The following is a 26,266-nucleotide window of genomic DNA, read 5'->3' as shown; positions in this document are numbered from 1 at the left end:
TGCGATGGTGCGCGGAATCACTAAAGGTCACTCCTACGGAGTGAGCGCGGCGTTTCGGTTGTCGTTTCTATAGACATGTCACTCCTACGGAGTGACCGGGACTTGCATTAAGACAGCTTTGGGGGTTTGCTATCTCTCTGCAATTACCGCGGAGGTTGAACCATGCTTCGAGGCGCCCCTCTCTTGTTCGGGACTTTTGTGCTTTCGGTCAGCCCGGTGACCGTCGCTCAGAACACCGCGCCCAATCCCGCCGCAAGGTGGCTAAGTCACATTCAATATCTCGCGAGCGATGAACTCGCCGGGCGTGAAACTGGCAGCGAAGGGCATCGTCGAGCCGCTCAATATATCGCTGCCGCGTTCAAACGCGCCGGTTTGAAACCGGGCGGAACGCAAGGCTACTTCCAACCAGTGAAGTTCATTTCGCGAAAGATCATCGAGGAACAGTCCAGTCTCGCGATCATCAGGAATCCAAAAAGTCTCGTCCCTGCGACACAAAGCAGCAATGTCCAGGCAACACAACGAGCCGGTGTTGGCGAATCGATTGGCAAGGAAGAACCAATCGTTCTCGGAGAAGAAGCAACGTTCAGCATGGGCATCGAGCACGCCACGCTTACCGAGGCCCCAATCGTCTTTGTCGGCTACGGGCTGACCGTTCCTGAGAACAACTATGACGATCTGGCCGGACTCGATCTGCGCGGGAAAGTGGTGCTGCTGTTGTCGGGCGGGCCATCGGAGATACCCGGGCCTCTGCGCGCGCATTATCAGAACTCGCGTTGGGAGGCATTGAAGCGAGCCGGCGTGATCGGCGTGATCGCAATTCAAAATCCCATCGGCCAGGACATTCCCTGGGAACGTTCCAAACTCGCGAGGCTTCGGCCTGCCTTGTCGCTGGCCGACCCCGGGCTCGAGGAAAACGCCGGGCAGCAACTGGCGGTGACCTTCAACCCGGCGAAGGCCGAGAGACTCTTCGTCGACTCAGGACACAGCTTTGCCGAGATCATGAACTTCGCGGAAGCGGGCAAGCCTCTGCCGCGGTTTGCGATTCCAGCGATCGTGCGGGCGAGGGTCAAATTTGAGAAGCAGATCGTCGAGTCGCAAAACGTAGCCGGCATACTGCCGGGCGCCGATCCCAGGCTGAGGAACGAATACGTTGTGCTGACTGCTCATCTCGATCACGTGGGCACTGGGGAGCCGATCAATGGCGATCCAATCTACAACGGCGCTATGGACAATGCCTCAGGCATCGCTACGTTGCTTGAAGCCGCCCGCCGTTTTCGTGAGAAGAAGCAGCGCTTTCGGCGGTCGGTGGTCTTTCTGGCCGTTACCGCGGAGGAGCACGGTTTACGCGGGTCCAAATACTATGCGACGCATCCTACGGTGCCGGCGACTGGCATCGTCGCGAACATCAATATCGACATGTTCCTGCCGCTGTTTCCGTTTCGAAGCTTTATCGTTCAGGGGCTCGAAGAGTCAAACCTGGCTGAAGACTTGCAAAACGTCGCGAGGAGCATCGGAGTCGAGGTTCTCTCAGACCCGGAACCCGAACGCCGGGCCTTTGTTCGGAGCGACCAGTACAGCTTCATTCGATGCGGCGTGCCCGCCATCTCTCTCAAAGTCGGGTTCGTCAAGGACTCACCCGAACACGAAATAGTGAAGCGTTGGCGCAGAGAGCGATACCATGCGCCCTCAGACGATCTTCAGCAGCCGATCGACTTTGAAGCCGCTGCCGGCTTCAATCGAGCGTATCTGCAGGTCGTCGAAGCGGTCGCCAACCGCAGACAGCGTCCGCGTTGGAACAGCAGCAGTTTCTTTAAGAGATTCGCGCGCGCCGAGAAGCTCGTTCCGGCGCGATAGTTTTTCTCCTGTCGGTCCGGGGCTGAACTCCGTAGGAGTTGCCTGTCTATAGATGGCGGCACGTTGAATGGTTCGAACTCCGTAGGAGTTACCTGTGCTTGGCTTGGGTGCGATGATGCGCAGGCTCGCGAAGAGGTCACTCCTACGGAGTGAGCGTGACGTGCCGTCGCCGCGTCTATAGACATGTCACTCCTACGGAGTGAACATGACGCCCCGTTGTCCTTTCTATAGACATGTCACTCCTACGGAGTGAACGGGACACGTTCGTTGCCACCATAGACACGTCACTAGTACGGAGTGGGCTTTTGACTCCTCGGCGTCCTCGGCGGTTTTCTTTAGAGCGGCCGGGGATCAACCGCAGAGGGCGCAGGGGACGCAGAGGCGGGAAATGGTCACCTGGTCCAACGATGCGGGGTTGGGGGGAAGGGGCAACCGACCCCCCAAGCGTTGGTATGTGCTCGCCGCGCCGGGCAGCCTTACTTGATTTCAACGACTATCCAATTAAGGGAAACGTTGACATCGAGCGGGACGGGCACGCCGGTGTCGCACCTTTTATGCTGAACCTCAAACCCGTCATCCCTCTTGTGCAAGGGGTTAAAGTAAGTGCAATCGGAAGTCGTCGAGTACCCGGCCGTGTTTGTTTCCTGAACGACCACGGCATATTTGGCGCCCGCGATCTTGATCCCAGCCGGGAAGTTGATATTGATCCCAGCCTGCCCAGCCGCAAAGCCGGCGATTCCGCCTATGGAGAGCGGCGGCGGCGGCGGCGGGGCGGTCCCCCCGACTGTCGAGAGAGCAACGGTGAATAGAATGGCAATCGCCACAACACCAGCGAGAGCCTTTCGTGAATTGCGCTGTGAAGAGTTCATGGTTTCTCTTTTGTTGAAAAGTGGGTCGCGCGTCGTGTTCCACCAGTCCACCACGGCAACCAAAAAAGTGGTGGGCCTAAAATGCTTTCAATTGCTCAACGCAGTTGAAAAACTTGCACGTATAGATGCCTTTGTTTGCTTTCTACAGGCATTCGTATATAGGTGCGTGAAGACAGCCTTTTGTAACGCAGTCACAATGCAGGAACAAAATACGCCGCGCCCAGGTGGCAAAACGAACTGGGTTACGCATCGCAGTCGGCCAGCAGATTGTCTGAGAGATTGCGTGGAAGTTGCGAATGGCGGAATGTCCTCGATCACATTCTTCGGATACATGTTAGCAGTCGGAGTGTTGCGGTTGAATCCCAACGGGATGCCGGAATAAAGCCACGGGTGAGTCCGCGAACCCGTGGTGGAAACCCGAGGTGCGACGCGAACCCGCGAAGCGGGTGACCGCCTCGATGTGAGGGAACATCGTCGAAGCCGGCGGCCACGGACCCACTGATTTTGGAATTGTCGAACGCCGCCACCCGCTTCGCGGGTTCGATTCGCTCGCATCTCCTACCAAGTTGTTCAAGCCCAGCCTACGATAATAGACGCACTCTTTGAACTCGAATAGGATTTGTCTGCCGCCTCCGTTGCGATAGAATGACGGCGATGCCAACGATTCTGAGAGCGGGACCATATCGCTTCTATTTTTACTCGTACGACTGCGGCGAGCCGCGACATACCCATGCCGACCGAGAGAATTGCAGCGCGAAATTTTGGCTCGATCCGGACGCGTCGTTGGTCACAAATCACGGTTATGGCCGGAGAGAGTTGCGCACGATCGAGCGCATCGTACGCGAGAACCTGGCGTTATTGAGAAATGAATGGGACGAATTCTGCAGTGGTTACATTAACTAGAGTCTTGAATGTAGAGGTCACAGACGACACGCTGTCAGTCGATCTCGAGGACGGCCGGACTGTATCCGTTCCGATCGGGTGGTATCCGCGTCTGGCAAATGGCACGCCCGCGGAACGCGCTAATCTTCAGATCAGCAGCGCCGGCTATGGCGTACATTGGCCCGACCTCGACGAGGATATCGGCGTCGAGGGATTGTTGCTTGGCAAACATTCGTCGGAGAGCGCCACTTCATTTGAGCGCTGGTTGCAACGTCGCAGAGAGAAGCTGCCACAAGATGCGGCGTAGTAGGCCAACCCAGCCCCAGATTCACTTTCTTTATTCGGACCGGCTCGGGCGGATTGCTCTAGGTCTTGGCGCGGATCTTGTTGTCGAACAACCGCTCGCTCCACACAAACTCTGTGACCAGTGCTCGATCGACAGACGTAAAGCCGCGCAAGCCGAACGCAGACGGCCTCAGTCCGCTAACCCCGGCTTATTACTATTCGCAACGCCGCTTGCTTGAGAGCCTGACTCACTCCAGTGCTTTTGGCTATGTGCCGAATCTCAGGCTCAGGAAGAGTGCCCAGGAGCTTTAACGCGAGCGGCGTGGGCGTGCGGGGGTTGTTGACAATAGCTGAGCGTATCTCCTGATTGGATGACCATTGAGTCGTCTTCGCAATCTGATCGGCGACAGCCGCGGAGATCGAAGTCATCCTCGCTATGCGCAGAACCTCTTCTGTAGTTATGCGAGGATTCTTGAGCAGGTAATACAGAAGCTGCGGATCGTTGTCCTGTATCAACACGGCTCTTTCGCTTCGGCCGGCTTTGGCGGCGAGAATGATCTTCTCAGCATAAGGCATCGCCCGAATGCGGTCCCACACGCTTGCATGTTTCCCGGCTGCGGATTCTTCTTTTTCATCGGGCGCATTGGGCCTTGCCGTCAAACTCGAAAGAATCTCCTGCGGGTTCGCGTCAATCGAGACCGCAAACGCGCCTTCGAAGAGCCGCACGACGGTTGCGCTAGTTGCAAAAGAGCCGCCTTCGCTCAGCCGCAAGGTAAGCTGAATCGTCGACATCTCGGCGGGTCTCTCGGTTGAAGAGAGAAACAATCCGCCCGCGCTGAGGTTTGCGTCGAACTCGTCTCGAAGCTCCTCATCACTTTCGAATTCGACGGTGAAGCTCTCTATCGATTCTTTAGTTACTTTCAAGACACAACCTCCACGCCTTCATTCAGGCAACGCCTCACGCTGAGGCTCGGGAGCCATAAGTTTACTATGATACCTCCCAGGTAGACTGTGACATGAGGCGGAATCGAGAGCAGGAAACGCCCGCGAGAGCAACGGAGCGGCCCAGCTTAGTCGTCACACGCTCTCACACAATCCCACCCAGGTCGAGTTGCTACACGCGATTCCATCAGGTGGTCGACCAACTCCGTAGGAGCCTGTCTTGTCCTAGTCCGACCAACACAAGATTAGGACACTCCTTCCAATCCGGTTGAGAACGGCTGCGGGTCGCCGGTGTGAGTCCGTGCAGTATAAGATTGAGGTGTGAATCTTCCTGTGAACCCGCCCCTTTTGCCGATGCTCGCCAAGCGGGTCGGCGAATTACCCGTAGGCGGAACATGGATTTTCGAACCGAAATGGGATGGGTTCCGTGCCCTGGTCTTTCGCGACGGGGACGAGATCCTCATCCAGAGCCGCGACGAAAAACCGCTGAACCGCTACTTTCCCGAACTGCTCGAGCCGCTCCTGTCACAGTTGCCTCGTCGCTCGGTGCTCGACGGCGAGATCGTCGTCGCAAGGAATGGCGGGCTCGACTTCGATGCGTTACAACTCCGCATTCATCCCGCCGCGTCGCGGGTGAAGCTTCTTTCCCAGGAAATCCCGGCATCGATCGTCTTATTCGACCTCCTCTGCGAGGGGGACCGAGATCTGCGCGGCATCGCTTTCCACGAGCGTCGCCTGAAGCTGGAATCGCTGCTCTCATATGCAGTGCCGCCGATACACCTGACACCCGCAACCAGCGAACTAAGCGTGGCGGCGGACTGGTTTCGTCGCTTCGAGGGCGCGGGTCTCGACGGCGTCATCGCTAAGCCGATATCTGGAACCTACGAACCTAATAAACGCGTGATGCTCAAGGTCAAGCACGAGCGCGATTGCGATTGTGTCGTTGCCGGCTTTCGATGGCACAAGAACGTCGAGGGCACGGCTGTCGGCTCACTCCTGCTCGGCCTTTTCGACCACTCGGGCGCGCTGCAGCATGTCGGCGTCTGCGCGAGCTTCACGGACAAGGTGCGCCGTGAGCTTGTAGAATACCTCGCACCATATCGCCAGGACGCGCTGGCCGCTCATCCTTGGAAACATTGGGCCGAGCATGAAGCACCGAATGGTGAAGCCGGGCATCGCAGGCCAGGCGCCCAGAGCCGCTGGAGCCAGGGCAAGGACCTGTCCTGGCAGCCGCTGCGTCCCGAGCTCGTAGTCGAAGTCGCTTACGACCACATGCAGGGCAGCCGCTTCCGTCACACAGCGCAGTTTCGAAGGTGGCGCACTGAAAAGAAGCCGAGCGATTGCACCTACGATCAGCTTGAGGTTGTTCCGCCGCAGGAGCTGGCGGAGATTTTCGCAAGCGGCCGGTAGTGTCCTAACCTCGGAAAGAGAGCCAGATTGAGTAGATGTTTCGCGCAAAGACGCGAAGTTCCGCAAAGACGCCAAGATAATGAGGTGACAATAACCTCGGCGCCGAAGGCTGCCTCCGCTGAATGCCTGGCGTCTTTGCGGAACTTTGCGTCTTTGCGCGAAACTCCTACTTGATCTGGCTCCGCTTCGAAGCGAGCCAGTTGCGCCATTCACGCGTTGGATCGTCATCAGGGTCGGGAGTTTCCTGCGGTGGGCGCAACCCTTCCGGCACATTCCGCAGGTTCACTCGGATGCGGGTCCAGGTGGATGACCTGCCTCGCATGGAGTCGATCAGCACATCGTCCACGGCGAGAAGCCTGGCCACTTCGGGATGTTTGCTCTTCCACCTCTCCAGACCCGCGAGCGCGGCGTCCTTCTTGGGAGAGTTCGCGATCACCAGAAGCGGCATCTTCGTCATCTTCGGCATCTTCGTCGGCGGCTTCTTCGCGGTGGATTTTTTTGCGGTGGGGCGGGCGCGCGAAGGGGCGACGCGCGTTGCCTCGCCCTCCATCTTGCGAAAGTGTGGAGGCCAGGGTGCGTCGCCAAGACCTGCCGCCTCGTCTTCGTCCGCGAGCTCGAGCAGCTTTTCGAGCGAACCTGGCTCGGCGTCCATGCCTCGGTGCGGATCGCCGAGCTCCGCGAAGCGCTTGGGAACCGTGAGCACGGTGAAGTCGGCCGGTTCGCAGTCGGGGACCTCACGCCAGTGAAGCGGCGTGGACACACGCGCGTCGGGAACGGGACGCACGGAATACGCGGAGCAAGTCGTGCGATCCTTAGCGTTCTGGTTGTAGTCGAGGAACACGCCGTGACGCTCCTCCTTCCACCACTTCGAGCTGGCCAGCGTGGGTGCGCGCCGCTCGATCGCACGCGATAACGCGAGTGCCGCGCGGCGCACCTCGATGAACGTCCAGCGTTGTTCGATCCGTACATTCACGTGCATTCCCCGTGAACCGCTTGTTTTGGGCCAGCCACGAAGCCCCATCTCCTCGAGCAGCGATTTCACCTCGAGAGCAACACGGCGCACGTCCTCCCAGATGACACCAGGACCTGGATCGAGATCGACGCGCAACTCATCCGGGTGCTCGAGATCGCCGGAGCGCACGGCGTGCGGATGCAATTCGATGCAGCCCAGGTTGACGATCCAAGCGAGCCCCGCCGCGTCATCGACGACGACCTCCTCCGCTTTGCGGCCCGAAGGGAATGACAGCGTAACGGTTCGCAACCACGCGGGGCGCTGGGCGGGCGCGCGTTTCTGATAAAACGCCTCGGCTTCGGCGCCGTTGACGAAGCGCTTGAGAACCAGCGGACGATCTCGGATTCCAGCAAGAACACCCGGCGCGACCGACAGATAATATCGGACGAGATCGAGTTTCGAGAGCTTCGTTTGCTTAGAGAAATACGGCTTGTCGGGGTGGGTCACAGGGACTTCGCGTCCCCCGATCGACAGAAGCTCGGCTGTGTCATCCTTCTTCACTGAGATAAGTTAACACGCCCACCTCACCTGTGGCTTCATGCCCTCACGCTTTCAGGGTTTAGAGTGACATCCTCTTCATCAAGACCGTGTCCGATTCGAAAGACGTGACCATCGGGGTGGCGCACGTGCATCTCGCGCACGCCCCATGGCATGTCGGTCGGAGGCCACGCGACTTCAATTCCCTGCGCCAGGCAGTGCTGGTAGACGGCGTCCACGTCATCAACAAAGATCGACATCCACGCGCCCTTGTCGGCGGATTCGTCGCCTTCCGGACCGAAGGTCATCTTGACGGAACCCTTGCCACGTCCCCCTTGACCGTTTTCGCAGAGGAAGATCTCGCATTCGCCCGAGCAGACTCCGCCGAAGTCCGGCGGATCGCCCCAGTCCCATGATTTCTTCCACCCGAGTTTTTCAAACCACGCAAAGCTCTCTTTGATATCGGAGACGTTCAAGATGGGGATCAGTCGTTTGGCCAGCATGGCCGCAATACTATGCCCGCGAAGGAGCGCCGTGCAAGGATGTGAATATCAGAAGTCAGAGGTCAGAGGTCAGAACTCAGAAGTCAGAGGTCAGAACTCAGAAGTCATGTTGCCGCGGTCCGTCGCCGCCCGGTTCCCTTGTAAGGCTGTAACGATCCGGGTTACAGTCAGCGAGGGTGATCCGCGGGTTCAAACACAAGGGGTTGGCCAAGTTCTTCGAGACCGGCACCAAGGTTGGCGTCCAGGCTCAACATGCCGAACGGCTGCGTCTGATCCCGGGTCGCCTCAGCGCCGCCACTGCCCCACGAGATATGGCTCTTCCGGGATTGGACCTTCACCCGCTCAAGGGTGAACGAAAAGGAACTTGGGCTGTAGCCGTGAGCGGGAACTGGCGGGTGACGTTCAAGTTCATTGGTAAGGACGCTGAGTCTGTCGATTACGAGGACTATCACTGAGAGGAGTAGTAGTGATGCGTATGCATAACCCACCTCATCCGGGTGAGGTCATCAAGGCCCTTTGCCTTGAACCACTCGGTGTCACCGTTACGCAGGCGGCAGAAGCTCTGGGGGTAAGCCGCAAGACCCTCTCCGCTATTCTGAATGGCCGTGCGGGTATAACGCCTGAGATGGCCGTGCGTCTTTCTATTGCCTTCGACACCTCTGCGGAGAGCTGGCTCAACCAACAAACGCAGTATGACCTTTGGCACGTTGAGCAGCGTCGGAAGCAGCTTCGGGTCGTGAAGCTCGCGTCATAGAGCGACCGACCCGCCCGCCAAGACTTCTCACGTTGTGCAAGATGCGATGACGGCTATGAAACGAACGTCTTTCAGCCTTGGCTTTATCTTGATTGTTTGTTCGCTTGCTCTGTCTAGTCCCCATTCGCCGATGGCCGCAGCCTCTAATTATGAAACAAACTGGCCGCAGTGGCGAGGGCCGAATGGCAGCGGCGTCTCGACGGAAAAGAATTTGCCCACTGAATGGAGCGAGACCAAAAACGTTCAGTGGAAGACCGAGATCCCAGGGCGTGGGCATTCGTCGCCGATCATCTGGGGCAAGAAAATCTTTCTGACCACTTCAATCGAAGGCCCAACCGTGCCGGGCGCTAAAGCCGTCACTCACATCCGCGGTGGCCAGGTGTATCGCCATCCGGACAGCGCCGGCGGAGATCATAGCTATACGATCAAGGTCCTTTGCCTGGACCGTGAGACCGGCAAGGTTCTCTGGGAGAAAACTGCCTACGAAGGAACCGTCTACGACGACCGGCATCGGAAAAATACTTTCGCTTCGGCCACGCCGGTCACCGATGGAAAGTACGTGTGGACTCTGTTCGATGCGGAGGGAGTCTACTGCTACGACTTCGACGGCAAACTGGTCTGGAAAACATCGCTGGGCAAGTTCGCCAAGATGGGGATGGGTAATGGCATGTCGCCGGTGCTCTACGAGAATCTGGTGATCCTGCAATGCGATCAAGAAGACGGGGGGCCGGGCTCCTTCATCGCGGCGCTAGACAAGCTCACCGGTAAGGAAATGTGGCGCGTGCCACGCACTCAGCGCAAAACCTGGGCGACGCCGGTGCTTGTTCACACGCCGCAGCGAACGGAGTTGATTGCGAGCGGCGCTGAAAGCACTGTTTCTTATGATCCGGCGACCGGCAAGGAGCTATGGCGCTCGGAAGGCGTCATCTCTCATGCGATTCCGAGCGCCGTGACAGGTCACGGCATGGTTTTCGTTTCGGGAGGCTCGTCGGGACAGCCAAAGCTCGCGATAGGCATTCGTCTCGGCGGTGACGGCAATCTCAAGGGCACACCTTATGTCGTGTGGAAATACAACAAGGGTACGGCCTATGTGCCATCCCCGATCTTGTATGGCGATTACCTCTACCTGATGACAGACAGTGGCATCATCACGTGTCTCGAAGCCAGGACCGGCGAGGTCAAATATGAAGGTGGCCGCGTGCCAGTGCCCGCCACGTTCTCATCTTCGCCCGTGGCCTTCGACGATAAGATCCTGCTGACGAGTGAAGATGGTGATACCTTTGTCATCAAAGCCGGTCCCGTGTTCGAAGTCCTCCGCACCAACTCGCTCGGCGAACCGGTCTATGCTTCGATAGCCGTCGGCGCGGGCAAGCTCTTTATTCGCGGCTCAAAGCATCTCTACTGCATCGGCAAGAAATGAACGCCGCTGATTCACCTTTGGGAATGCGTGGCGCGGTCTAAACAGTCTATGAATGAATCACGAGGAATTCTTATCGCTTCTGACTCAGGTATCTCTATCCGATCTTCCAGCGATATCTCCGACGTGCTTGGCGCATGTATCGGATTCCTCGTGCGGTTTTGCGGGGGACCAGGGAGACGAGAGAATTATGCCTGACAAGGAAACACTGGAACGCGCAGAGAAGGACAAGCGTGAAGGAAGAGCCGCAAGCACACAAGCTGGAGAGTTCGTCCGAGAAGAAATTGAACATGTTCGCGAGGGCAAGCACGGCGCTCGCTCAGCCAAACAAGTTATCGCCATCGGACTATCCAAAGCGCGCCGGGCCGGCGTTAAGCTTCCTCCTCCGAAGAACGCGTCCACAGAGACACGAGAACAAGCTGCGCGCGACACTCGCAAAGGAAGGAGCGCTGGGAAAGGAAAGACGTCGGCCAAGCGCTCGCGCGCAGCCTCGCGTAAGCTAAAGCGTGAAGGCCACAGCGCGGCATCCAAAACGGCGCTATCGCGCCACGCTCGAAGCGCTGCAGCCAAGCGCTCGGGCGCTTCGCGCTCGCGTTCTGCCAAAGAGGCCGCCGCGACGCGCAAGAAATGAGCCTTCAGAATCGGATGACATGGACAACAAAACTCAGCTTGTGCCGGCCGGGCGGCCAAGGCACGACTCTTCAATTCAACAAATCGCTTTGGGAACCTCTTCGACTTCGCACCTGAGTGCCGGACCGACTTGGGGTCAACCAAGACTTCAGTCTTTCAACCGAGGAAAAAAGACATGACCGCTACAAATAGCAAAGCAACCAGTGAGGCCCAGATCCGAAAGCTAATAGATGATCAGGCACGGGCAGTCCGCGCCAAGGACATCGACGGGTCGGTGTCCAACTACGCGCCGGACATCGTTTCGTTCGATGTCGTAACCACACTGCAAAAAATCGGACTGGATGCGTGTAGAAAACGCGCGGAGGAGTGGTTCTCTTCGTTCCAAGGTCCAATCGGCTACGAGCTTCGCGACCTCAACATTACTGCGGGCGATGACGTGGCCTTCTGCCATAGCCTCAACCGGGTCAACGGAACTCGGACAGACGGAGGGAAAATCGATATGTGGTGGCGCGCCACCGTTTGCTTCCGCAAGATCGACGGCAAGTGGATGGTCACGCATGAGCATAGCTCGGTGCCGTTCGACGTCGAGACCGGCAAAGCGTCGCTTGATCTCAAGCCGTAGTTCTTCGCGAGCATTCGGAGCTATCGCAACGTTGCAATGATTCGCGAAGGTCGCGTTTCGTGACTGTGTACTCTCAAATCAAATCCAGAGGAGGGTTCCGGGTTCAGAGTTCGTAGTCCGGCCCTTTAGCAGAAGCTCGTAGCCGATGTCCCGAAGAGCTAACTACAATAAACTTTCGGCTAAACCCGGAACTCTGAACCCTGAACCCTGAACCGCAGTTTGCCATCAGCGCAGCGAACGGAGAGATGATCGACAACCATTCAATGGATGCGCGGAGGCTGAACCTCACGCAGACGTCGCTCCAGAAATCGGCGCTCGCTTTCATTGGTGACCAGCGCCAGCGCTTGCTCGTAACTTTTCGCCGCTTCTACTGATGATCCAATCCGACGCAGCAGATCGGCACGTGCAGCATGCAGCAGGTGGTAGCCGTCGAGATCGCCGGCTGCCGAGAGCGCATCAATGAGCGCGAGCCCGCGCGCGGGGCCTTCCGCCATCGCGACCGCCACAGCCCGGTTCAGCGACACAATGGGAGAGGGCTGGAGGCGCTCAAGAAGATCGTAGTGCCGGACGATCTGAGCCCAATCCGTATCTTCGGCTCGCGCCGCGCGACAATGCTCGGCAGCGATCGCCGCCTGCACAGCGAACGGACCAGGCCCGCCGCGCAAAGACTCAGCGACCAGCGGAAGCGCTTCGGCGATTTGCCGCTCGTCCCAGCGGCTGCGATCCTGCTCTTCCAGAACGACAAGATCACCGGCCTCATCGATGCGGGCATCGCGACGCGAATCGTGAAGTAGCATGAGAGCGAGGAGAGCAGTCGCTTCCGACGGCGGTTGGGGGGTCATCAACATTCTCACGAGACGTCCAAGTCGAATGGCCTCTGCGCAGAGATCAGCCCTCACGAGCGGCTCGCCTCGAGTCGCCACATAGCCTTCATTGAAGATCAGGTAGATCACGGTAAGCACCGCGTCCAACCGAGTGGGCAGGTCACTGGTTTCAGGCACTGTGTATGGAATGCCTGCGTCTCGAATCTTCCGCTTGGCGCGCACGAGCCGCTGCGCCATCGTCGCCGCGGGCACAAGAAACGCCCGCGCGATCTCGTCCGTCTCCAGGCCGCCCAGCGTGCGGAGTGTCAGTGCGACCTGCGCCTCGTGCGCAAGCGCCGGATGACAGCAGGTGAAGATCAGCCGAAGCCGATCGTCGGGAATCTCGTCCGTGAAGTAATCCGGCTCCTCGATGGTCCGGCTCAACCCGGACGCGGCGTACGATTCAAGTTTTTCCTCAAACCGCGTCCGCCGGCGTAGGCGGTCAATGACCTTGTGCCGAGCTGTCTGGATGATCCATGCGCGTGGAAACTCAGGGACGCCGGAGTCGCGCCACTGATCTACAGCGGCTGCAAACGCTTCCTGAGCGGCCTCTTCGGCCAAGTCAAAGTCGCCGAAGAGGCGAATAAGCGTGGCGACGATCCGGCCCCAATCAGAGCGATAAACCGACTCGACCGCGACGTTGGCTTCTGGGAGCATACCTGATGTTAAATAATTTCCAGGCGGAGTGTCGATCCCGGCACGCGCCATTCGACTTACTGATGGAGGCACAGGCTATGAAATACATGTTGCTGGTTTATCTCGACGAGCAGGCCCTGAGCGAGACCGAGCGGGAGCACTGTTACGTGGAGTCTGCGCTGCTTACGCAAGATCTCAACTCGAGCGGGCACTTTCTCTCTGCCGGCCCGCTGTACCCGACTTCGACGGCGACCAGCGTCCGGGTGCGCGAGGGCAAACGGCTCGTGACAGACGGTCCGTTTGCGGAGACGCGCGAACAACTGGGCGGCTACTACTTAATCGAGGCCAGGGATCTCGACGAGGCGATGGGTATCGCTGAACGAATTCCGGTAGCGCGTATGGGTACCATCGAGATCCGGCCGGTGCTGGAGATCCCGGGTTTGCCGGAGGATTAGTGGCGTGTTAACAGACAATTCGCTGGTGAGGTATCCGCGCAAATCGGTCGGATCAGCGTCATCCGTGGTCTGTGCGGCATTAGCAAAGCGATTCCTCCGAACGCATTAGACCACTGATGAAACGGATTCGACGGATTTGCGCGGATTTCTTGCCGATTTGATCGCTAGCAAAGATTCATGAATATTTCCTGGCGGAGTGTCGATCCGTACATTCGCTATTCGACTTACTGATAGAGCTAAACATGAAATACATATTGCTGGTTCACCACAACGAACAGGTCCTCGGCAAGCTGAGCGAGACCGAGTTGCTGCAAATGCGCGAGGAGTCCGTACAACTCGCAAACCAGATCAACTCGAGCGGGCAGTATTTAGACGCCGCCCCGCTGCACGCAGCTTCGACAGCGACCTGCGTCCGGGGTCGCGAGGGCAAACGGCTCGTGACCGATGGGCCCTTCGCCGAGACGCGCGAACAGCTCGGCGGCTACTTCCTTACCAACGCCGGGAATCTTGACGAAGCCATCGACATTGGCGGACAAATCCCAGGTGCGCGTATCGGCACAGTCGAGATCCGCCCAGTGATCGAGCTCGCGGGCCTGCCGCAAAAGTAGTACGCGAGCAAATGGGCAGAAACGTTAACCCAGGATTGCAAACAAAAAGGAGATGACATGCAGAAAATTACCCCATTCTTGTGGTTCGACAACAACGCGGAAGAGGCCGTGAAGTTTTATGTTTCTATTTTCAAAAATTCAAAGGTCTTGAGCGTTACCTGTTGTGGAGAAGCAGGGCCTGGTCCGAAGGGAACAGTATTGACCATGGCATTCCAGCTCGAAGGACTTGAATTCATTGCTCTAAACGGTGGTCCGCAATTCACCTTCACGGAAGCCATATCGTTAAGCGTGGACAGTAACACGCAGGAAGAAATAGATGAGCTGTGGGAGAAGCTTTCTGAAGGCGGAGAAAAATCAAGTTGCGGCTGGCTAAAGGACAAATATGGTCTGTCATGGCAAGTCAATCCCACTATCCTAATTGAGATGTTGCAAGACAAAGATCCTGAGAAAGCGAAACGCGTCATGGAGGCAATGCTTCAAATGGATAAGATTGACATAAAGACTTTGAAGCAAGCGTATGACGGACAATAATCCAAACACGGGCCGCGCCGGAAGACGGCGACGAGTCGCCAACGAGGAGACCGATCATGACCTACGCGTTGTGGATCGTTCAGGTGCTGCTCGCGTTGCTCTTTCTGTTTGCCGGTGGAGCGAAGCTGGTCCTGCCGCCCGAGGCGCTAAAAGGACCGGTGCCGATCCCGGTTCTGTTCTTACGGTTTATCGGCGTGTGCGAAGTGCTCGGCGCCCTCGGCCTGATTCTCCCCGGACTCTTGCGAATGCGGCCGGGCCTGACACCGCTTGCGGCCGCAGGGCTGGTGATCATCATGATCGGTGCGACGGTGACCAACCTGGTGGGCGGTGGTGTAGCAGTGGCGCTGATCACGCTGGTGGTGGGGCTCCTGGCGGCGTTCATTGCCTACGGCCGCTGGCGGCAGACGCCGCATCGCTGACCCAGGTTCTCACAACGATTCCGGGCTCGCCACTGATTCGTCGATCAAGGGCCGTCTCAGGCAGCGGCGGCGCTTTTTCTTATGTCGAGAGAGGAACCGCGGAACACAATCTGTTGGTCGAGTGTTGCCAAAAGACAAGCGCCGCCGCTGCACGAGAGAGTCACTGGTTGACCCTCGACATGGTCCGCGGCCACAGGCATCTATCGCGATCATGTCGCGAACATCTGAGAAAGGGCTGTCTGGCAGGGGGTCATTTGGACTGCGCCGCCTATTGGTCAGACAAGAACGCTCTCAGGCAGCGGCGGCGCTTTTTCTGATGTGGAGAGAGGAACCGCAGAACACAATCTGTTGGTCGAGTGTTCGCCAAAAGACAAAGCGCCGCTGCATGAGACAGTCGTTGAATGAGGAATAGGCGGCGCAGTCCAAATACGCGGCTGCATGAGACTGTCCCGGGTTAAACCAAAGAGACTATGTCTGAATGATTTGCAACAACAACAATAAGGGAGGATTTCTCATGAAAAAAGTAGCTGCTAATGCTAAGCCCGCGAAGAAAAGCGCGGGGGTTCAGACGGTAGACGACTACCTCGCGGCCGTGCCGGAAGATGTGCGGACCGCGCTCGAGAAGCTTCGCAAGACGATCAAAGCCACGGCGCCCAAGGCCACCGAGGTCATCAGCTATCAGATCCCCGCTTACAAACACCACGGACTCCTGGTGGGCTTCGCGGCGTCGAAGGGCCTCTGCACCTTTCACATCATGAGCACGAACGTGACGCGCGCGCACGCAGTTGATCTCAAGGGCTACAAACTCGGCAAAGCTTCCATCCGCTTTGCGCCCGGCGAACCGCTTCCCACCGCACTCGTGAGGAAGCTTATCAAGGCGCGCATCGCGGAGAACGAGTCGGGCAGGAGTTATCGGGACCGTCAATGAGGACTTCGCAGTTGGGACTAGGAACCATTCGAAGGAGACTACGCTATGAAGACAATGAACAACCCATCGCTCGCCGTGCTCGGCGTGCTTGCCGCGTCGGCTCTCATCGTGGGAGGCGACAATTCCACCAGGGCTGAGACCGGAGGGCCGACCGTGAAGGTACAGGGCAAAAATACCGCAGACAATGTAAAGAAACGCGATCTCGTCATTACACGTGTCTTCGACGCCCCGATCGAGCTGGTATGGAAAGCCTGGACCGATCCCGAGTACGTCATGCGTTGGTGGGGTCCAACAGGCTTTACCTCGCCGTCATGCAAAATAGATTTTCGTGAAGGCGGCAAATTTTTGTTCCACATGCGCGCGCCGAAAGAATTTCAAGGTGGTCAAGACTTCTACACCGCTGGCGTCTACAAGAAGATTGTGCCCATGAAGCTGATCGAGTTCAGCCAGGGCCTGGCCGACAAAGACGGCAACAGAATTGATCCTACTACGATGGGCATGCCCCCAGACTTCCCGAGAGAAATACCCAGCGCCCTGGCTTTCAAGCGCGTTGGCGACAAGACTGAACTGACCGCCACCGAATACGGCTGGACGGTGGGCCAAATGCGCGAGATGTCCGAAGCCGGCTTGAGCCAGTGTCTCGACAAGCTTGCAGAGGCTTTGGTAAAGCATAAGTGATAATCGTTCCAGCGATTGTGCTGGCGATCGTCACCGGCACTGACAACATCTACAGCATTCCGGGAGACTTCTTCGGCAACGACGGTAAGACCTGGCTTCATGTGGCGGGACATCTGTTTATTGGGGGAACGACTCTGAACTCTTGTATTCTGAACTCTTACTATGAACCAAGAAAGAAAGGAGCAAATGTATGAGCGGAGTAAGGGTGTTGGTCGGTACACGTAAGGGCGCGTTCGTCCTAACGGCGGACGCAAAACGCGAACGGTGGGACGTCAGTGAGCCACACTTTGCGGGCTGGGAGCTCTACCACGTCAAAGGGTCGCCCGCTGATCCGAATCGGCTGTATGCATCGCAGTCCAGCGGCTGGTTCGGCCAGATCATTCAACGTTCGGACGATGGCGGCAAAACCTGGCACCAACCCGGAACACCGCCAGGCGAACCGACCACTACCCCGGAGGGCATGCCCAAAGGCGAGAGCAACAAGTTCGTTTACGACACGTCTGCGGAAACCGGCAAGCCGCTTACCACGCATCAGTTTTACGACGGCACGCTGCGTCCGTGGGAGTTCAAGCGAGTCTGGCATCTTGAACCCTCGTTAACTGATCCCGATACGGTCTACGCCGGGGTTGAGGACGCCGCCTTGTTTCGCTCGACGAATGGCGGCCAGACGTGGCAGGAGCTCGCCGGACTGCGCGGCCACGGCTCGGGACCCAACTGGGCGCCAGGCGCCGGTGGGATGTGCCTGCACACGATCATTCTGGATCCGAGTGACCCCAACCGGATCTTCATCGCTATTTCCGCCGCGGGCGCCTTCCGAACCGACGACGCCGGCGAGACGTGGCGACCGATCAACCGTGGGCTGCATTCGCTGTACATCCCCGACCCGACCGCGGAGGTCGGTCATTGCGTTCACCGCATCGCGATGAACCCGTCCCGCCCGGGCGTGCTGTTCATGCAGAAGCACTGGGACGTCATGCGCAGCGATGACGCCGGCGATTCGTGGCACGAGATCAGCGGGAACTTGCCGACCGACTTCGGGTTCGCGATCGACGTTCATGCGCACGAGCCGGACACCGTCTACGTTGTCCCGATCAAGAGCGACTCGGAGCACTATCCGCCCGACGGAAAGCTGCGAGTCTACCGCAGCCGCACAGGTGGAAACGAGTGGGAAGCGCTCACGAAAGGTCTGCCGCAAAGCGACTGCTACGTCAACGTGCTACGCGACGCGATGGCTGTCGACTCGCTTGATTCGTGCGGCGTGTATTTCGGCACAACCGGCGGGCAGGTGTACGCATCGGCCGACGCCGGAGACAACTGGGCTGCCATCGTCCGAGATCTTCCGCCCGTGCTGTCGGTAGAAGTCCAGGTGCTTCCGTGATCCGAGTCGAGCTCCCGTACCATCTGCGAACTCTGGCGAAGGTCGACGACGAGGTGCAGCTCGACGTTCAAGGTCAGGTTACGCTGCGTTCGGTGCTCGACGCACTCGAGGCGCGCTATCCGATGCTGCGAGGGACGATCCGCGACCACGTCACCGGGCAGCGCCGGCCCTTCCTGAGGTTCTTCGCCTGCGAGGAAGATCTATCACACGAACCGCCGGACGCCGCGCTACCGGAAGCGGTCGCCAGTGGCGCAGAGCCTCTTCTGGTCGTAGGTGCGATAGCCGGCGGCTAGAGTCGGCAGCAGTACGTTTGAAACGGGCCGCGCTTCTTCGATACCACCGGCTTCAGATAGTGTGCGAAAAGTCAGGGAATCCCACCCACGGGCAGTGGGTGGGATTCCCGGAGGTCTCGCACAGTCTCTGAAGCCCGTGGTATCGGATGACTTTTTTCAGCAACCTACTAATAACCAAAGGAGTCCACTATGCAATTGAGTCCATACCTCGCTTTCAACGGCCAATGCGATGCTGCGTTCAAGTTCTATCAGCAGTGTCTTGGCGGGAACATCCAAACGATGATGACCTATGGTGATTCGCCGATGGCCGATCAAGTGCCATCAGAATGGCGCGATAGAATCATTCACGCGAGCCTGATTGTCGGAGAGACGGCACTGCTGGGGGCTGACGCTCCGCCTGATCGCGATGTGAAACCAACAGGCTTTTGTGTATCGATCCAAATCGACGATCCGGCAGAGGCAGAACGCATATTCGACGCGTTGTCAGAGAACGGAACGGTTCAGATGCCGCTCCAGCAGACCTTCTGGGCCGTCCGTTTTGGGATGGTTACCGATCGGTTCGGCATCCCGTGGATGATCAACTGCGGACAAGCTACCTGACCTCTTTCCAGGTATAAACTACTACGGAGGATTTATGAACTACGTTGATGGATTCGTGTTGCCGGTCCCCACGAAAAACGTGCAGCTCTACCGCCGCATCTCGCGAGCGGCTGGAAAAATCTGGCGCGAGCACGGCGCGCTCGAGTACCGGGAGTGCGTAGGCGACGACCTCGATGTGAAGTTTGGCGTTTCGTTCACGCGGACAATGAAGCTCAAGCCCGGCGAGACGGCGGTGTTCTCGTGGATAGTGTTCAAGTCGCGCGCGCATCGCGATCGCGTCAACGCGAAAGTGATGAAAGACCCCCGCATGGCAAAGATGATGGAGGGGGTGCCGATGCCCTTCGACGTCAAGCGCATGGTCTACGGAGGTTTCAAAGTTATCGTCGAAGCTTGAGCCGCCACTTCTCCTCTGCGTTCCTCGGCGTCCTCTGCGGTTAAATGCATCCGGAGTAAACCGCAGAGGACGCGGAGGAACGCAGAGGAATATCTCTATTGAAGAATGCCCCGCCAGGTGAACCCAACTGTCTTCTTAGATCCCGCAATCGACCATACAGATGAAGAACCGCTTCTAACGCGTTTGCATCATGCCCAGTCCAAGTGGTCACATGCCCCGACGCTAACCGAGCAAATGTATTGGAGAACCGAAGACAGCGCGTCTAATGATAATCCAGCAAGACATTGCCCACTCCTTCCAATCGCCTGTCGTGCGCGTGTTGCTCGGCGCGATCGCGATGGCACTTCTCTACGTTCTGTGGAAAGAAGTCCGGAAGATCCCCGCCAAGCTGTTCACACTCATGGCGACGGCATTCGTAGACATGCTGGGGCTGTTGATGATCATTCCGCTCCTGCCGTTTTACGTAAAGGAACTCGGCGGGCCGGGGATCGACGTACTCGGGCTGCACTTTGGAATCGGGACCATCTCCGGATTCATTGTCGCCTCGTTCACCATCGCACAACTTATAAGCGCGCCGATGTGGGGCCGCTTCTCTGATCGAGTGGGGCGCCGGCCCACGCTGCTGATCGCGATAGGCGCAGCAGGAATCGCGTATCTGATTTTCGGCTTCGCGCACTCGCTGCTCCTCTTGTTCCTGTCGCGCTTGGTGCAGGGCGCGGGCGGGGGCACGGTAGGCGTGATCCAGGCTTACGTAGCCGACTCGACGAATCCAAAGGATCGCGCGCGAGCGCTCGGATGGCTCTCGGCGACAACCAATCTCGGTGTAGCGCTGGGGCCGGTGCTCGGTTCCTTCGCGATTGCATTAGGCAAGCGCGATCTGATGCCGGGGCCGGGGACGTTGCTGATGGGGCGCGCGGGGCCTGGAATCATAGCGGCCGGGCTCTGCTTGCTGAACATGATCTTCGCAGCTCGCTATCTGACCGAGTCTCGTGATTCGAGCGAGCCGCCGCAGGAAGGCTACGTACGCCCTACCTCGCGTCAGGCGATCTGGCGCGTGATCTCGCGATCGAGCGAGCCCGCGTCGCGCCTCATCTTGATTTATGCGATTGCCATTGGCGCCTTTCAGGGAAGCTTTTCGGTGCTCGCGCTCTTCCTGAACGCGCGCTTTCAAGTCACCGAACAGACGATAGGCTATTTCTTCATGTATATCGGGTCAATTGCGGTTTTCGCTCGCGTGCTGCTTTTAGGGCGCGCGGTCGATTGGCTCGGCGAGGCGAGGCTCTCGCGTCTGGGGCTCGTGCTCCTGGCCGCGGGCGTTCTCGGGATGCCGCTCTCGCGAAGCCTGGGGATGCTGGCGTTAGCCGTAGCGCTGATTCCGCTGGGCACGGCCTTTACGTTTCCGTGCGTCACGGCGCTTCTGTCACGAGTCATTTCTCAAAGAGAACGCGGCTTGTATATGGGAATGCAACAGACGTATGGCGGAGTGGCTCGCATCATCGCACCGTTGTTCTTCGGCTGGGCCTTCGATTCGATCGGAGTATCGTCGCCGTACTTCTTCTCGTCGGCGATTCTGTTGGCGACGATTACTCTTGGATTCGGGTTGGATCAGTATGCGAGGCCGGGGCTCGCTGTCGCGCCGGCAGCGAGCGACGACAAGAAGGAGGCGTAGACCCAGCACTCCTGTTCTGTAGGCCGCCTCGCGGGTTGAGAGTGCGAAGCTACTTGAGACGCGGTGAGCCCAGCCGGCACAGATTCGTTTCAAGCGTCGAAGCTTCCTCGTAGAAAGAGCGGGTTGGTGTCTCTGAAGCTTTGAAAACAGTGGGCAAATTTCATCTAGCGGAATTCGTCTTGACGCTTCTTGACAAAGCTTTCAGAATCGGGAGCATGGCGAAGCCGGTTGCTATTGACCTTTTCTCAGGTTGCGGAGGCCTTACGTTGGGGCTCAAGCAGGCGGGTTTTCGCGTTATTGGCGCCGTCGAAATCGACCCTCTCGCAGTCAGCACGTATAAAGCGAATCACAAGCGAGTAACTGTTTGGGCGAAGGATATAAGCGACGTCTCCGTTGCGGCGGTGATGCGTAAACTGAAGCTGAAGCGAGGTCAACTGGATCTTCTCGCTGGCTGCCCGCCTTGCCAAGGGTTCTCCACCATCACAACGCTGAATGGCAGTTATATTATTGACGACGCTCAAAATGATCTTATCTTCCAGTTTATGAAGTTTGTTAGGAACCTGCGACCCAAGGCCGTAATGTTGGAGAACGTTCCAGGCCTTGCAAAAGACCGACGAATGAAGAAGGTGCTCTCTGAATTAAAAGAACTCGGTTACGACTGCACTGCTGATGTTCTCAACGCTGCAGAATATGGAGTACCCCAACGGCGCCGCCGCTTCATCTTGTTGGCTGGTCATCGAACCAAGATACCATTCGGTCGACAAGCGCGTTGCAAGCCGGTCGTTCGCGATGCGTTCCGAAAGCTGGGCAAACGAGCTAAGCGAGACCCCCTTCACAATTACAAAGAGAAAAGAACGGAAGAAGTTAAACGCAGGATTAGGCTGATCCCGAAAAATGGAGGAAGTCGCCTAGATCTCGGAAAGAAAGAACAGCTGAAGTGTCATAAGAGCTGCGACGGTTTCAAAGATGTCTATGGCCGCATGAGCTGGAATGAAGTGGCCCCTACAATTACAACCGGCTGCTTCAATCCTTCAAAGGGACGTTTTTTACATCCAACACGAAACCGCGCCATTACATTGCGCGAGGCTGCACTGCTTCAGACTTTCCCGGCGTCGTACTTTTTTTCTCTGGAACGTGGCAGGATTGCGACGGCTGAGATGATAGGCAACGCCTTACCTCCAGAATTCATACGGCGGCATGCGCTTAAAATTGTTCAAGCGTTAGAGGGATCTGATGGCCGATGTCTTTGATGCAGAAAAACGCTCAGAGATAATGTCTCGCGTAAAGAGCCGAGGCAATCTCTCGACAGAAGTTCGGCTCTTAAATATTTTTCGCGAACGTCGGATCAGCGGGTGGCGCAGGCACTTTGCGCTTTTAGGCAATCCAGATTTTGTTTTTCCCAAGCAGCGACTGGCCGTTTTTGTAGATGGTTGTTTTTGGCATGGGTGCCGAAGCCACGGCACCATCCCAGCAACCAACTCGGCCTTTTGGAGGGAGAAACTCACGCGCAATAGGAATCGAGACCGCTTTGTCAATCGAGAGCTAAAGCGTCGAGGCTGGCAAATACTCAGGGTCTGGCAACATGAATTGAGAGACCCGAAGAAGGTGACGCGGAGAGTCGTGCGTTGTTTGGACTATGATCTTTAAGAGAGATGTTCCAGAATCCTATCTTTAGATAATGCAACAGAAAACCAAGCTCGTCTTAGCCCAATATCGTAAAGCTTCTGCTTATGCTGATCAGATCGGCACTCGCTACCATTTTCCAAGGAAATATTTCAACTTCCTAACGCTGCCAGCGATCGAATTCGTCTATTACGAACCGAAAAAGTCCGGCGAAGGTGAATACTTTGGTTACGGTGAAGTAGGAGCCGTGATTGCCGACCCGGACAATCCTGATCAGTTCTTTGCTGAAATTCTGAACTATCGTCCCTTCACCATAACCGTTCCTGGCCGCGCTGAAAATGGAAAGCCACGCGAGTTGGCTCCCTTCTACAATGCGCAGAATGCTGTGCGCAGAATTGACGACGATGTCTTCCTGGAAATCTGTGCGGATGGTGGCATCGAACTAGCGACACTGGGAGTGGAAAGCGAAAACTCCGAAGGCGACGAATCAATCACAGAGCCATTCGATCCGACCAAAATCAAAGTTGATCGCGAACCAATGACGGTTTTTCAAGTGCTGCGGAAGATATCCCTCAACGAAATCATTCTAGATCCTGAGTTCCAGCGCAATCTAGTGTGGGATCCGGTTCGAAGATCGCGGCTCATTGAATCTGCGCTCTTACGCATTCCTCTACCCGCATTTTACTTCGATGGTGTAGATGCAAATCGCTGGGTGGTAGTTGATGGATTGCAGCGACTCTCAACTCTCAAGGACTTTGTAACCGAAAGGAACTTTCGACTTGAGCGGCTTGAATACCTCAAGTCCGCCGAAGGGAAAACCTTTGATGAACTACCGAGAGGGATGCGACGCGATCTGGAAGACACTCAGGTGACGCTCTTCATTATCCGCCCGGAGACGCCGCCAGAGGTAAAGTTTACAATTTTTTATAGAATCAATACTGGTGGACTCGTGCTCACCGCTCAGGAAATTCGTCACGCACTCTTTCAAGGGGAGGCTACTAGGCTGTTAAGAACATTGGCCGAATCTGAGGATTTCCTGGAGGCAACTGGAGGCGGCGTAAGCGATACGCGGATGGATGCTCGTGAGTGCGTTCTGCGATACGCAGCATTCCATATTCATCCCTACAGCGAATACTTGAAATCTGATCTAAATACCTTCCTTTCAGCTACGATGGCGGACATAAACTGTATGTCCAACTCTGAGGTGATGCTCCTCAACCTAAGCTTTCGCGAGGCAATGAATCGAGCTTTTGAGATCTTTGGTCGACTGGCCTTCCGCAAGTTCAACCTGGAAACCGATAGAAGAGCGCCGATCAATAAAGCACTCTTTGAGTCATGGTCAAATGTTCTTCAGGGCTACGACTTGAAACTCTTGCGCCAACGGAAAGACCAGATCCTTTCAAGCCTCTTCCAGATGTTTTCGGATCCCGACTACGTTAGGTCGTTATCGGCAGGCACAGGCAGCGTGAATTCGGTGAAGACACGTTTCCAGCGCGCCCATAGTGCAGTTGAGAAAGTATTAGAATGATCGCCTCGATCACCCTTACTAATTTTAAATGTTTTAGGTCTCGGACGATGGACCTCGGGATGATCAACGTGCTTGCGGGCATGAATGGCGCAGGAAAGTCCACCGTCATTCAGAGCCTCCTGGCGGTCCGACAATCGTGGGAATCAGGCAGTCTGTCCCGCGGAACGCTCAAACTAAACGGCTCTTTGGTGGACTTGGGCACCAGTGGAGAGGTCTATTGCGCCGATCCGGACGGGGATTCCATAGAAATCATACTGAGAGGTTCTGAACAAGACCAAGTGCTCCATTTGCAAAGTGGCGAATTCGAAAAGTACCGAACGCATTATTCTTTGCCCCTTCGTAGCGATACTTTAATCGAGGAACGAGCGCTGACTTCGGGGCTTTTTTTAGAACCCTTCAACTATCTGCATGCGGAGCGGGTTGGTCCCCGAAAGGTATTTCAGATATCTCCTGATGAAGGGCATCCGTTACGTGTTGGCAAGAACGGTGAGAACGCTCCTTACATCATTGCCTCTGAGCTTAGAGAAACAGAGATTACCAACAGCATACTCGTGCTGGAAAGCTCAGATGAAAAGGAATACCCAACGATACAGTACCAATGGGCACTTTGGATGGCGCGACTCTTTCCGGGCTTCGATGGAGAGTCAGAGATTTATAGTCGGGCCGACCAAGTTAGGTTAGGACTAGCACTCCAAAGACAGCAAACCGGTCAAAGCCTATTTGTTCGCCCGACCAATACCGGATTTGGCTTGTCTTTTGTACTTGGAGTAATAGTGGCAGGCTTGGCTGCGACGAGCGATACAGTCTTAATCGTTGAGAATCCTGAAGCACATCTTCATCCCAAAGCGCAGTCGATGATTGGGGAGTTCTTGGCACGCGTTGCAGCTGGAGGAACCCAGGTATTTGTCGAAACTCACAGCGAGCATGTCCTGAATGGCATTCGGCGGATGGTCAAACGAACAATCTTAACTCCTGATAAGGTCCGCTTTCTCTTTTTCGCTAAACCCTTGGACGCCTTCGAGCCTTCAGTAACCCAGATAGCAGTTTCGGAATCAGGGGATATCGCCACTTGGCCCGATGGCTTTTTCGATCAGCTCGACAACGATTTGAGCGTTATTCTCGGATAGCATGATAGGTTTCCTTAATGAGCATAGTCTAGGGGATCACGGGGCTTCAGAAGCGTCTTTAAACTTCTTCCTCCTTGCCGCTCAGGAACTAGCGAGAGAGGGGACGATTCTTTTTAAAGACAGCCATTTCTTCCTCACTGCTGACTTCGCAAGAGAATTTAACGCTCTAAGTCTACCAAAGGACGTCCGAGCGCTAATTAGAGAGCTTGTTTTTGGCGAGCGATACTACAGATGCTGGAGACCCGAAAGGCTCTCTAATGATATCGACCAGTACACCTGCCACGAACCGGTTCTGGCACTACAAGATCACTCTATTTGTGAAGCTGCGGAGCGAAAAATTCTAGATAACGGATTGGAAGCTTCTCTTCTCAGCGCAGAGGATTCCGCGTTCCAAGATCGATATCAGATTTCCGTGTCAAAAGACAGAACCCGGCAACAGATTGAGTTGCGATGCCTATCCTCCCTATCTTTGGTCAGAAGGTGGGTCACCGAACAGAGAGGATATTACGATCCTGCGTCCGCCGTCGCTCCGAAAGACTTTCAGACTATTTTACTAAAATTGCCGGATCGATTCCGGGCCACGAGCAAGATTGAACGCCGGGGCTTCAGGCGCGTTTTTGAGGAAATGGAAACCTGCAGACTCTACTATGTCGACGAAGGTCACCCGGGAGGATCAGCTCATATCGAGGTATTCTCCGCCCACGGTGAGCACTTGGGAACAGCGGATATCAATACAGGGGAGCTTGATGGTTCTGCGAGAGTAAATGGGCGGACTCTAAAACTGTAGACGCCATTTCAAAAAATCGAACTAATTGAAGCTGAGCACCGTGGGAAGCCGCTCGTAGGCATTAGGCGCACGTTGTCGCATTACACGTGCGG

Annotated in this window: 31 protein-coding genes; 26 read left to right on the top strand and 5 right to left on the bottom strand. The window is 56.6% G+C overall.

Features of this window, described 5'->3' with window-relative positions:
* Positions 1 to 162 precede the first annotated feature (162 nt).
* A complete protein-coding gene (locus AABO57_20265) occupies positions 163 to 1,854 on the top strand; it encodes a M20/M25/M40 family metallo-hydrolase (GenBank protein MEK6288062.1) in 1,692 nt (563 codons plus the stop codon).
* 476 nt (positions 1,855 to 2,330) lie between these two features.
* Here the strand turns inward: AABO57_20265 and AABO57_20260 are convergent, their stop codons facing one another.
* The gene (locus tag AABO57_20260; protein MEK6288061.1) at positions 2,331 to 2,723 is read right to left on the bottom strand and encodes a hypothetical protein; all 393 of its coding nucleotides are present in this window, start codon (positions 2,721 to 2,723) and stop codon (positions 2,331 to 2,333) included.
* Positions 2,724 to 3,377: 654 nt separating this feature from the next.
* Between AABO57_20260 and AABO57_20255 the strand changes: the two genes are divergently transcribed.
* Together AABO57_20255 and AABO57_20250 are read left to right on the top strand one after the other, a co-directional pair.
* Positions 3,378 to 3,626 carry a DUF4160 domain-containing protein gene (locus tag AABO57_20255; GenBank protein MEK6288060.1) on the top strand — a complete coding sequence of 83 codons (249 nt, stop codon included), beginning with the start codon at positions 3,378 to 3,380 and terminating at the stop codon, positions 3,624 to 3,626.
* Complete coding sequence (locus AABO57_20250; GenBank protein ID MEK6288059.1) at positions 3,589 to 3,912, top strand: DUF2442 domain-containing protein; 324 nt, start codon at positions 3,589 to 3,591, stop codon at positions 3,910 to 3,912. Before AABO57_20255 ends, AABO57_20250 begins: the two co-directional genes overlap by 38 nt.
* A 176-nt stretch (positions 3,913 to 4,088) precedes the next feature.
* Here AABO57_20250 and AABO57_20245 read toward each other — a convergent pair whose 3' ends face one another.
* On the bottom strand, positions 4,089 to 4,814 hold the full coding sequence (locus tag AABO57_20245; GenBank protein MEK6288058.1) for a hypothetical protein: 726 nt from the start codon (positions 4,812 to 4,814) through the stop codon (positions 4,089 to 4,091).
* Between the two features lie 339 nt (positions 4,815 to 5,153).
* Between AABO57_20245 and AABO57_20240 the strand changes: the two genes are divergently transcribed.
* Entirely contained in the window at positions 5,154 to 6,242 is a 1,089-nt protein-coding gene (locus AABO57_20240) for an ATP-dependent DNA ligase (GenBank protein ID MEK6288057.1), read from the top strand.
* A gap of 166 nt (positions 6,243 to 6,408) precedes the next feature.
* On the opposite strand, the gene ligD is transcribed toward AABO57_20240, so the two are convergent.
* Together ligD and AABO57_20230 are read right to left on the bottom strand one after the other, a co-directional pair.
* Entirely contained in the window at positions 6,409 to 7,755 is a 1,347-nt protein-coding gene (gene ligD / locus AABO57_20235) for a non-homologous end-joining DNA ligase (GenBank protein ID MEK6288056.1), read from the bottom strand.
* A gap of 35 nt (positions 7,756 to 7,790) precedes the next feature.
* The gene (locus AABO57_20230) at positions 7,791 to 8,234 is read right to left on the bottom strand and encodes a bleomycin resistance family protein (protein MEK6288055.1); all 444 of its coding nucleotides are present in this window, start codon (positions 8,232 to 8,234) and stop codon (positions 7,791 to 7,793) included.
* A 176-nt stretch (positions 8,235 to 8,410) separates the two neighbouring features.
* Between AABO57_20230 and AABO57_20225 the strand changes: the two genes are divergently transcribed.
* From AABO57_20225 to AABO57_20205, 5 genes are all read left to right on the top strand, one after another.
* Positions 8,411 to 8,689 (top strand): type II toxin-antitoxin system RelE/ParE family toxin, encoded by a 279-nt coding sequence (locus tag AABO57_20225; GenBank protein MEK6288054.1) that lies wholly within the window; start codon positions 8,411 to 8,413, stop codon positions 8,687 to 8,689.
* Positions 8,690 to 8,703: 14 nt separating this feature from the next.
* Positions 8,704 to 8,988, top strand: coding sequence for a HigA family addiction module antitoxin (locus AABO57_20220; GenBank protein ID MEK6288053.1), 285 nt, complete (start codon positions 8,704 to 8,706; stop codon positions 8,986 to 8,988).
* Between the two features lie 55 nt (positions 8,989 to 9,043).
* A complete protein-coding gene (locus AABO57_20215) occupies positions 9,044 to 10,408 on the top strand; it encodes a PQQ-binding-like beta-propeller repeat protein (protein MEK6288052.1) in 1,365 nt (454 codons plus the stop codon).
* Positions 10,409 to 10,595: 187 nt separating this feature from the next.
* The gene (locus AABO57_20210; protein ID MEK6288051.1) at positions 10,596 to 11,036 is read left to right on the top strand and encodes a DUF6496 domain-containing protein; all 441 of its coding nucleotides are present in this window, start codon (positions 10,596 to 10,598) and stop codon (positions 11,034 to 11,036) included.
* A gap of 174 nt (positions 11,037 to 11,210) precedes the next feature.
* A complete protein-coding gene (locus AABO57_20205; protein MEK6288050.1) occupies positions 11,211 to 11,657 on the top strand; it encodes a nuclear transport factor 2 family protein in 447 nt (148 codons plus the stop codon).
* 260 nt (positions 11,658 to 11,917) lie between these two features.
* Here the strand turns inward: AABO57_20205 and AABO57_20200 are convergent, their stop codons facing one another.
* Entirely contained in the window at positions 11,918 to 13,177 is a 1,260-nt protein-coding gene (locus tag AABO57_20200; GenBank protein MEK6288049.1) for an RNA polymerase sigma factor, read from the bottom strand.
* A 77-nt stretch (positions 13,178 to 13,254) separates the two neighbouring features.
* Between AABO57_20200 and AABO57_20195 the strand changes: the two genes are divergently transcribed.
* The 17 genes from AABO57_20195 (at position 13,255) to AABO57_20115 (ending at position 26,174) form a co-directional block, all read left to right on the top strand.
* Positions 13,255 to 13,611, top strand: coding sequence for a YciI family protein (locus tag AABO57_20195; GenBank protein ID MEK6288048.1), 357 nt, complete (start codon positions 13,255 to 13,257; stop codon positions 13,609 to 13,611).
* A gap of 242 nt (positions 13,612 to 13,853) precedes the next feature.
* Positions 13,854 to 14,219 (top strand): YciI family protein, encoded by a 366-nt coding sequence (locus AABO57_20190; protein ID MEK6288047.1) that lies wholly within the window; start codon positions 13,854 to 13,856, stop codon positions 14,217 to 14,219.
* 57 nt (positions 14,220 to 14,276) lie between these two features.
* Positions 14,277 to 14,750: a VOC family protein gene (locus tag AABO57_20185; protein ID MEK6288046.1), complete on the top strand. Its 474-nt coding sequence runs from the start codon at positions 14,277 to 14,279 to the stop codon at positions 14,748 to 14,750.
* A gap of 56 nt (positions 14,751 to 14,806) precedes the next feature.
* Entirely contained in the window at positions 14,807 to 15,169 is a 363-nt protein-coding gene (locus tag AABO57_20180; protein MEK6288045.1) for a DoxX family protein, read from the top strand.
* 514 nt (positions 15,170 to 15,683) lie between these two features.
* Positions 15,684 to 16,097, top strand: a complete 414-nt coding sequence (locus AABO57_20175; protein ID MEK6288044.1) for a DUF1801 domain-containing protein — start codon at positions 15,684 to 15,686, stop codon at positions 16,095 to 16,097.
* A 45-nt stretch (positions 16,098 to 16,142) separates the two neighbouring features.
* Complete coding sequence (locus tag AABO57_20170; protein ID MEK6288043.1) at positions 16,143 to 16,775, top strand: SRPBCC domain-containing protein; 633 nt, start codon at positions 16,143 to 16,145, stop codon at positions 16,773 to 16,775.
* Positions 16,772 to 16,969: a hypothetical protein gene (locus tag AABO57_20165; GenBank protein MEK6288042.1), complete on the top strand. Its 198-nt coding sequence runs from the start codon at positions 16,772 to 16,774 to the stop codon at positions 16,967 to 16,969. Before AABO57_20170 ends, AABO57_20165 begins: the two co-directional genes overlap by 4 nt.
* Complete coding sequence (locus AABO57_20160) at positions 16,966 to 18,153, top strand: exo-alpha-sialidase (GenBank protein ID MEK6288041.1); 1,188 nt, start codon at positions 16,966 to 16,968, stop codon at positions 18,151 to 18,153. The genes AABO57_20165 and AABO57_20160 overlap by 4 nt, the downstream gene beginning before the upstream one ends.
* Positions 18,150 to 18,446 (top strand): MoaD/ThiS family protein, encoded by a 297-nt coding sequence (locus AABO57_20155; protein MEK6288040.1) that lies wholly within the window; start codon positions 18,150 to 18,152, stop codon positions 18,444 to 18,446. Before AABO57_20160 ends, AABO57_20155 begins: the two co-directional genes overlap by 4 nt.
* A 189-nt stretch (positions 18,447 to 18,635) precedes the next feature.
* A complete protein-coding gene (locus AABO57_20150; protein MEK6288039.1) occupies positions 18,636 to 19,046 on the top strand; it encodes a VOC family protein in 411 nt (136 codons plus the stop codon).
* 34 nt (positions 19,047 to 19,080) lie between these two features.
* Positions 19,081 to 19,440, top strand: a complete 360-nt coding sequence (locus AABO57_20145) for a DUF1428 domain-containing protein (protein MEK6288038.1) — start codon at positions 19,081 to 19,083, stop codon at positions 19,438 to 19,440.
* Positions 19,441 to 19,705: 265 nt separating this feature from the next.
* Positions 19,706 to 21,109, top strand: a complete 1,404-nt coding sequence (locus AABO57_20140) for an MFS transporter (GenBank protein MEK6288037.1) — start codon at positions 19,706 to 19,708, stop codon at positions 21,107 to 21,109.
* Positions 21,110 to 21,258: 149 nt separating this feature from the next.
* Positions 21,259 to 22,359: a DNA cytosine methyltransferase gene (locus tag AABO57_20135; GenBank protein MEK6288036.1), complete on the top strand. Its 1,101-nt coding sequence runs from the start codon at positions 21,259 to 21,261 to the stop codon at positions 22,357 to 22,359.
* Positions 22,343 to 22,756 (top strand): very short patch repair endonuclease, encoded by a 414-nt coding sequence (locus AABO57_20130; GenBank protein MEK6288035.1) that lies wholly within the window; start codon positions 22,343 to 22,345, stop codon positions 22,754 to 22,756. Before AABO57_20135 ends, AABO57_20130 begins: the two co-directional genes overlap by 17 nt.
* Before the next feature lie 31 nt (positions 22,757 to 22,787).
* Positions 22,788 to 24,260 carry a DUF262 domain-containing protein gene (locus tag AABO57_20125; GenBank protein ID MEK6288034.1) on the top strand — a complete coding sequence of 491 codons (1,473 nt, stop codon included), beginning with the start codon at positions 22,788 to 22,790 and terminating at the stop codon, positions 24,258 to 24,260.
* Entirely contained in the window at positions 24,257 to 25,387 is a 1,131-nt protein-coding gene (locus AABO57_20120; protein ID MEK6288033.1) for a DUF3696 domain-containing protein, read from the top strand. The genes AABO57_20125 and AABO57_20120 overlap by 4 nt, the downstream gene beginning before the upstream one ends.
* Before the next feature lies 1 nt (position 25,388).
* Positions 25,389 to 26,174 carry a hypothetical protein gene (locus tag AABO57_20115; protein MEK6288032.1) on the top strand — a complete coding sequence of 262 codons (786 nt, stop codon included), beginning with the start codon at positions 25,389 to 25,391 and terminating at the stop codon, positions 26,172 to 26,174.
* Positions 26,175 to 26,266: the final 92 nt, after the last annotated feature.

The organism is Acidobacteriota bacterium (assembly GCA_038040445.1).
Lineage (GTDB): Bacteria > Acidobacteriota > Blastocatellia > UBA7656 > UBA7656 > Onstottus_A > Onstottus_A frigus.
The sequence above is the reverse complement of the archived record's forward strand: the minus strand, read 5'-3'. Positions and strand labels throughout refer to the sequence as shown.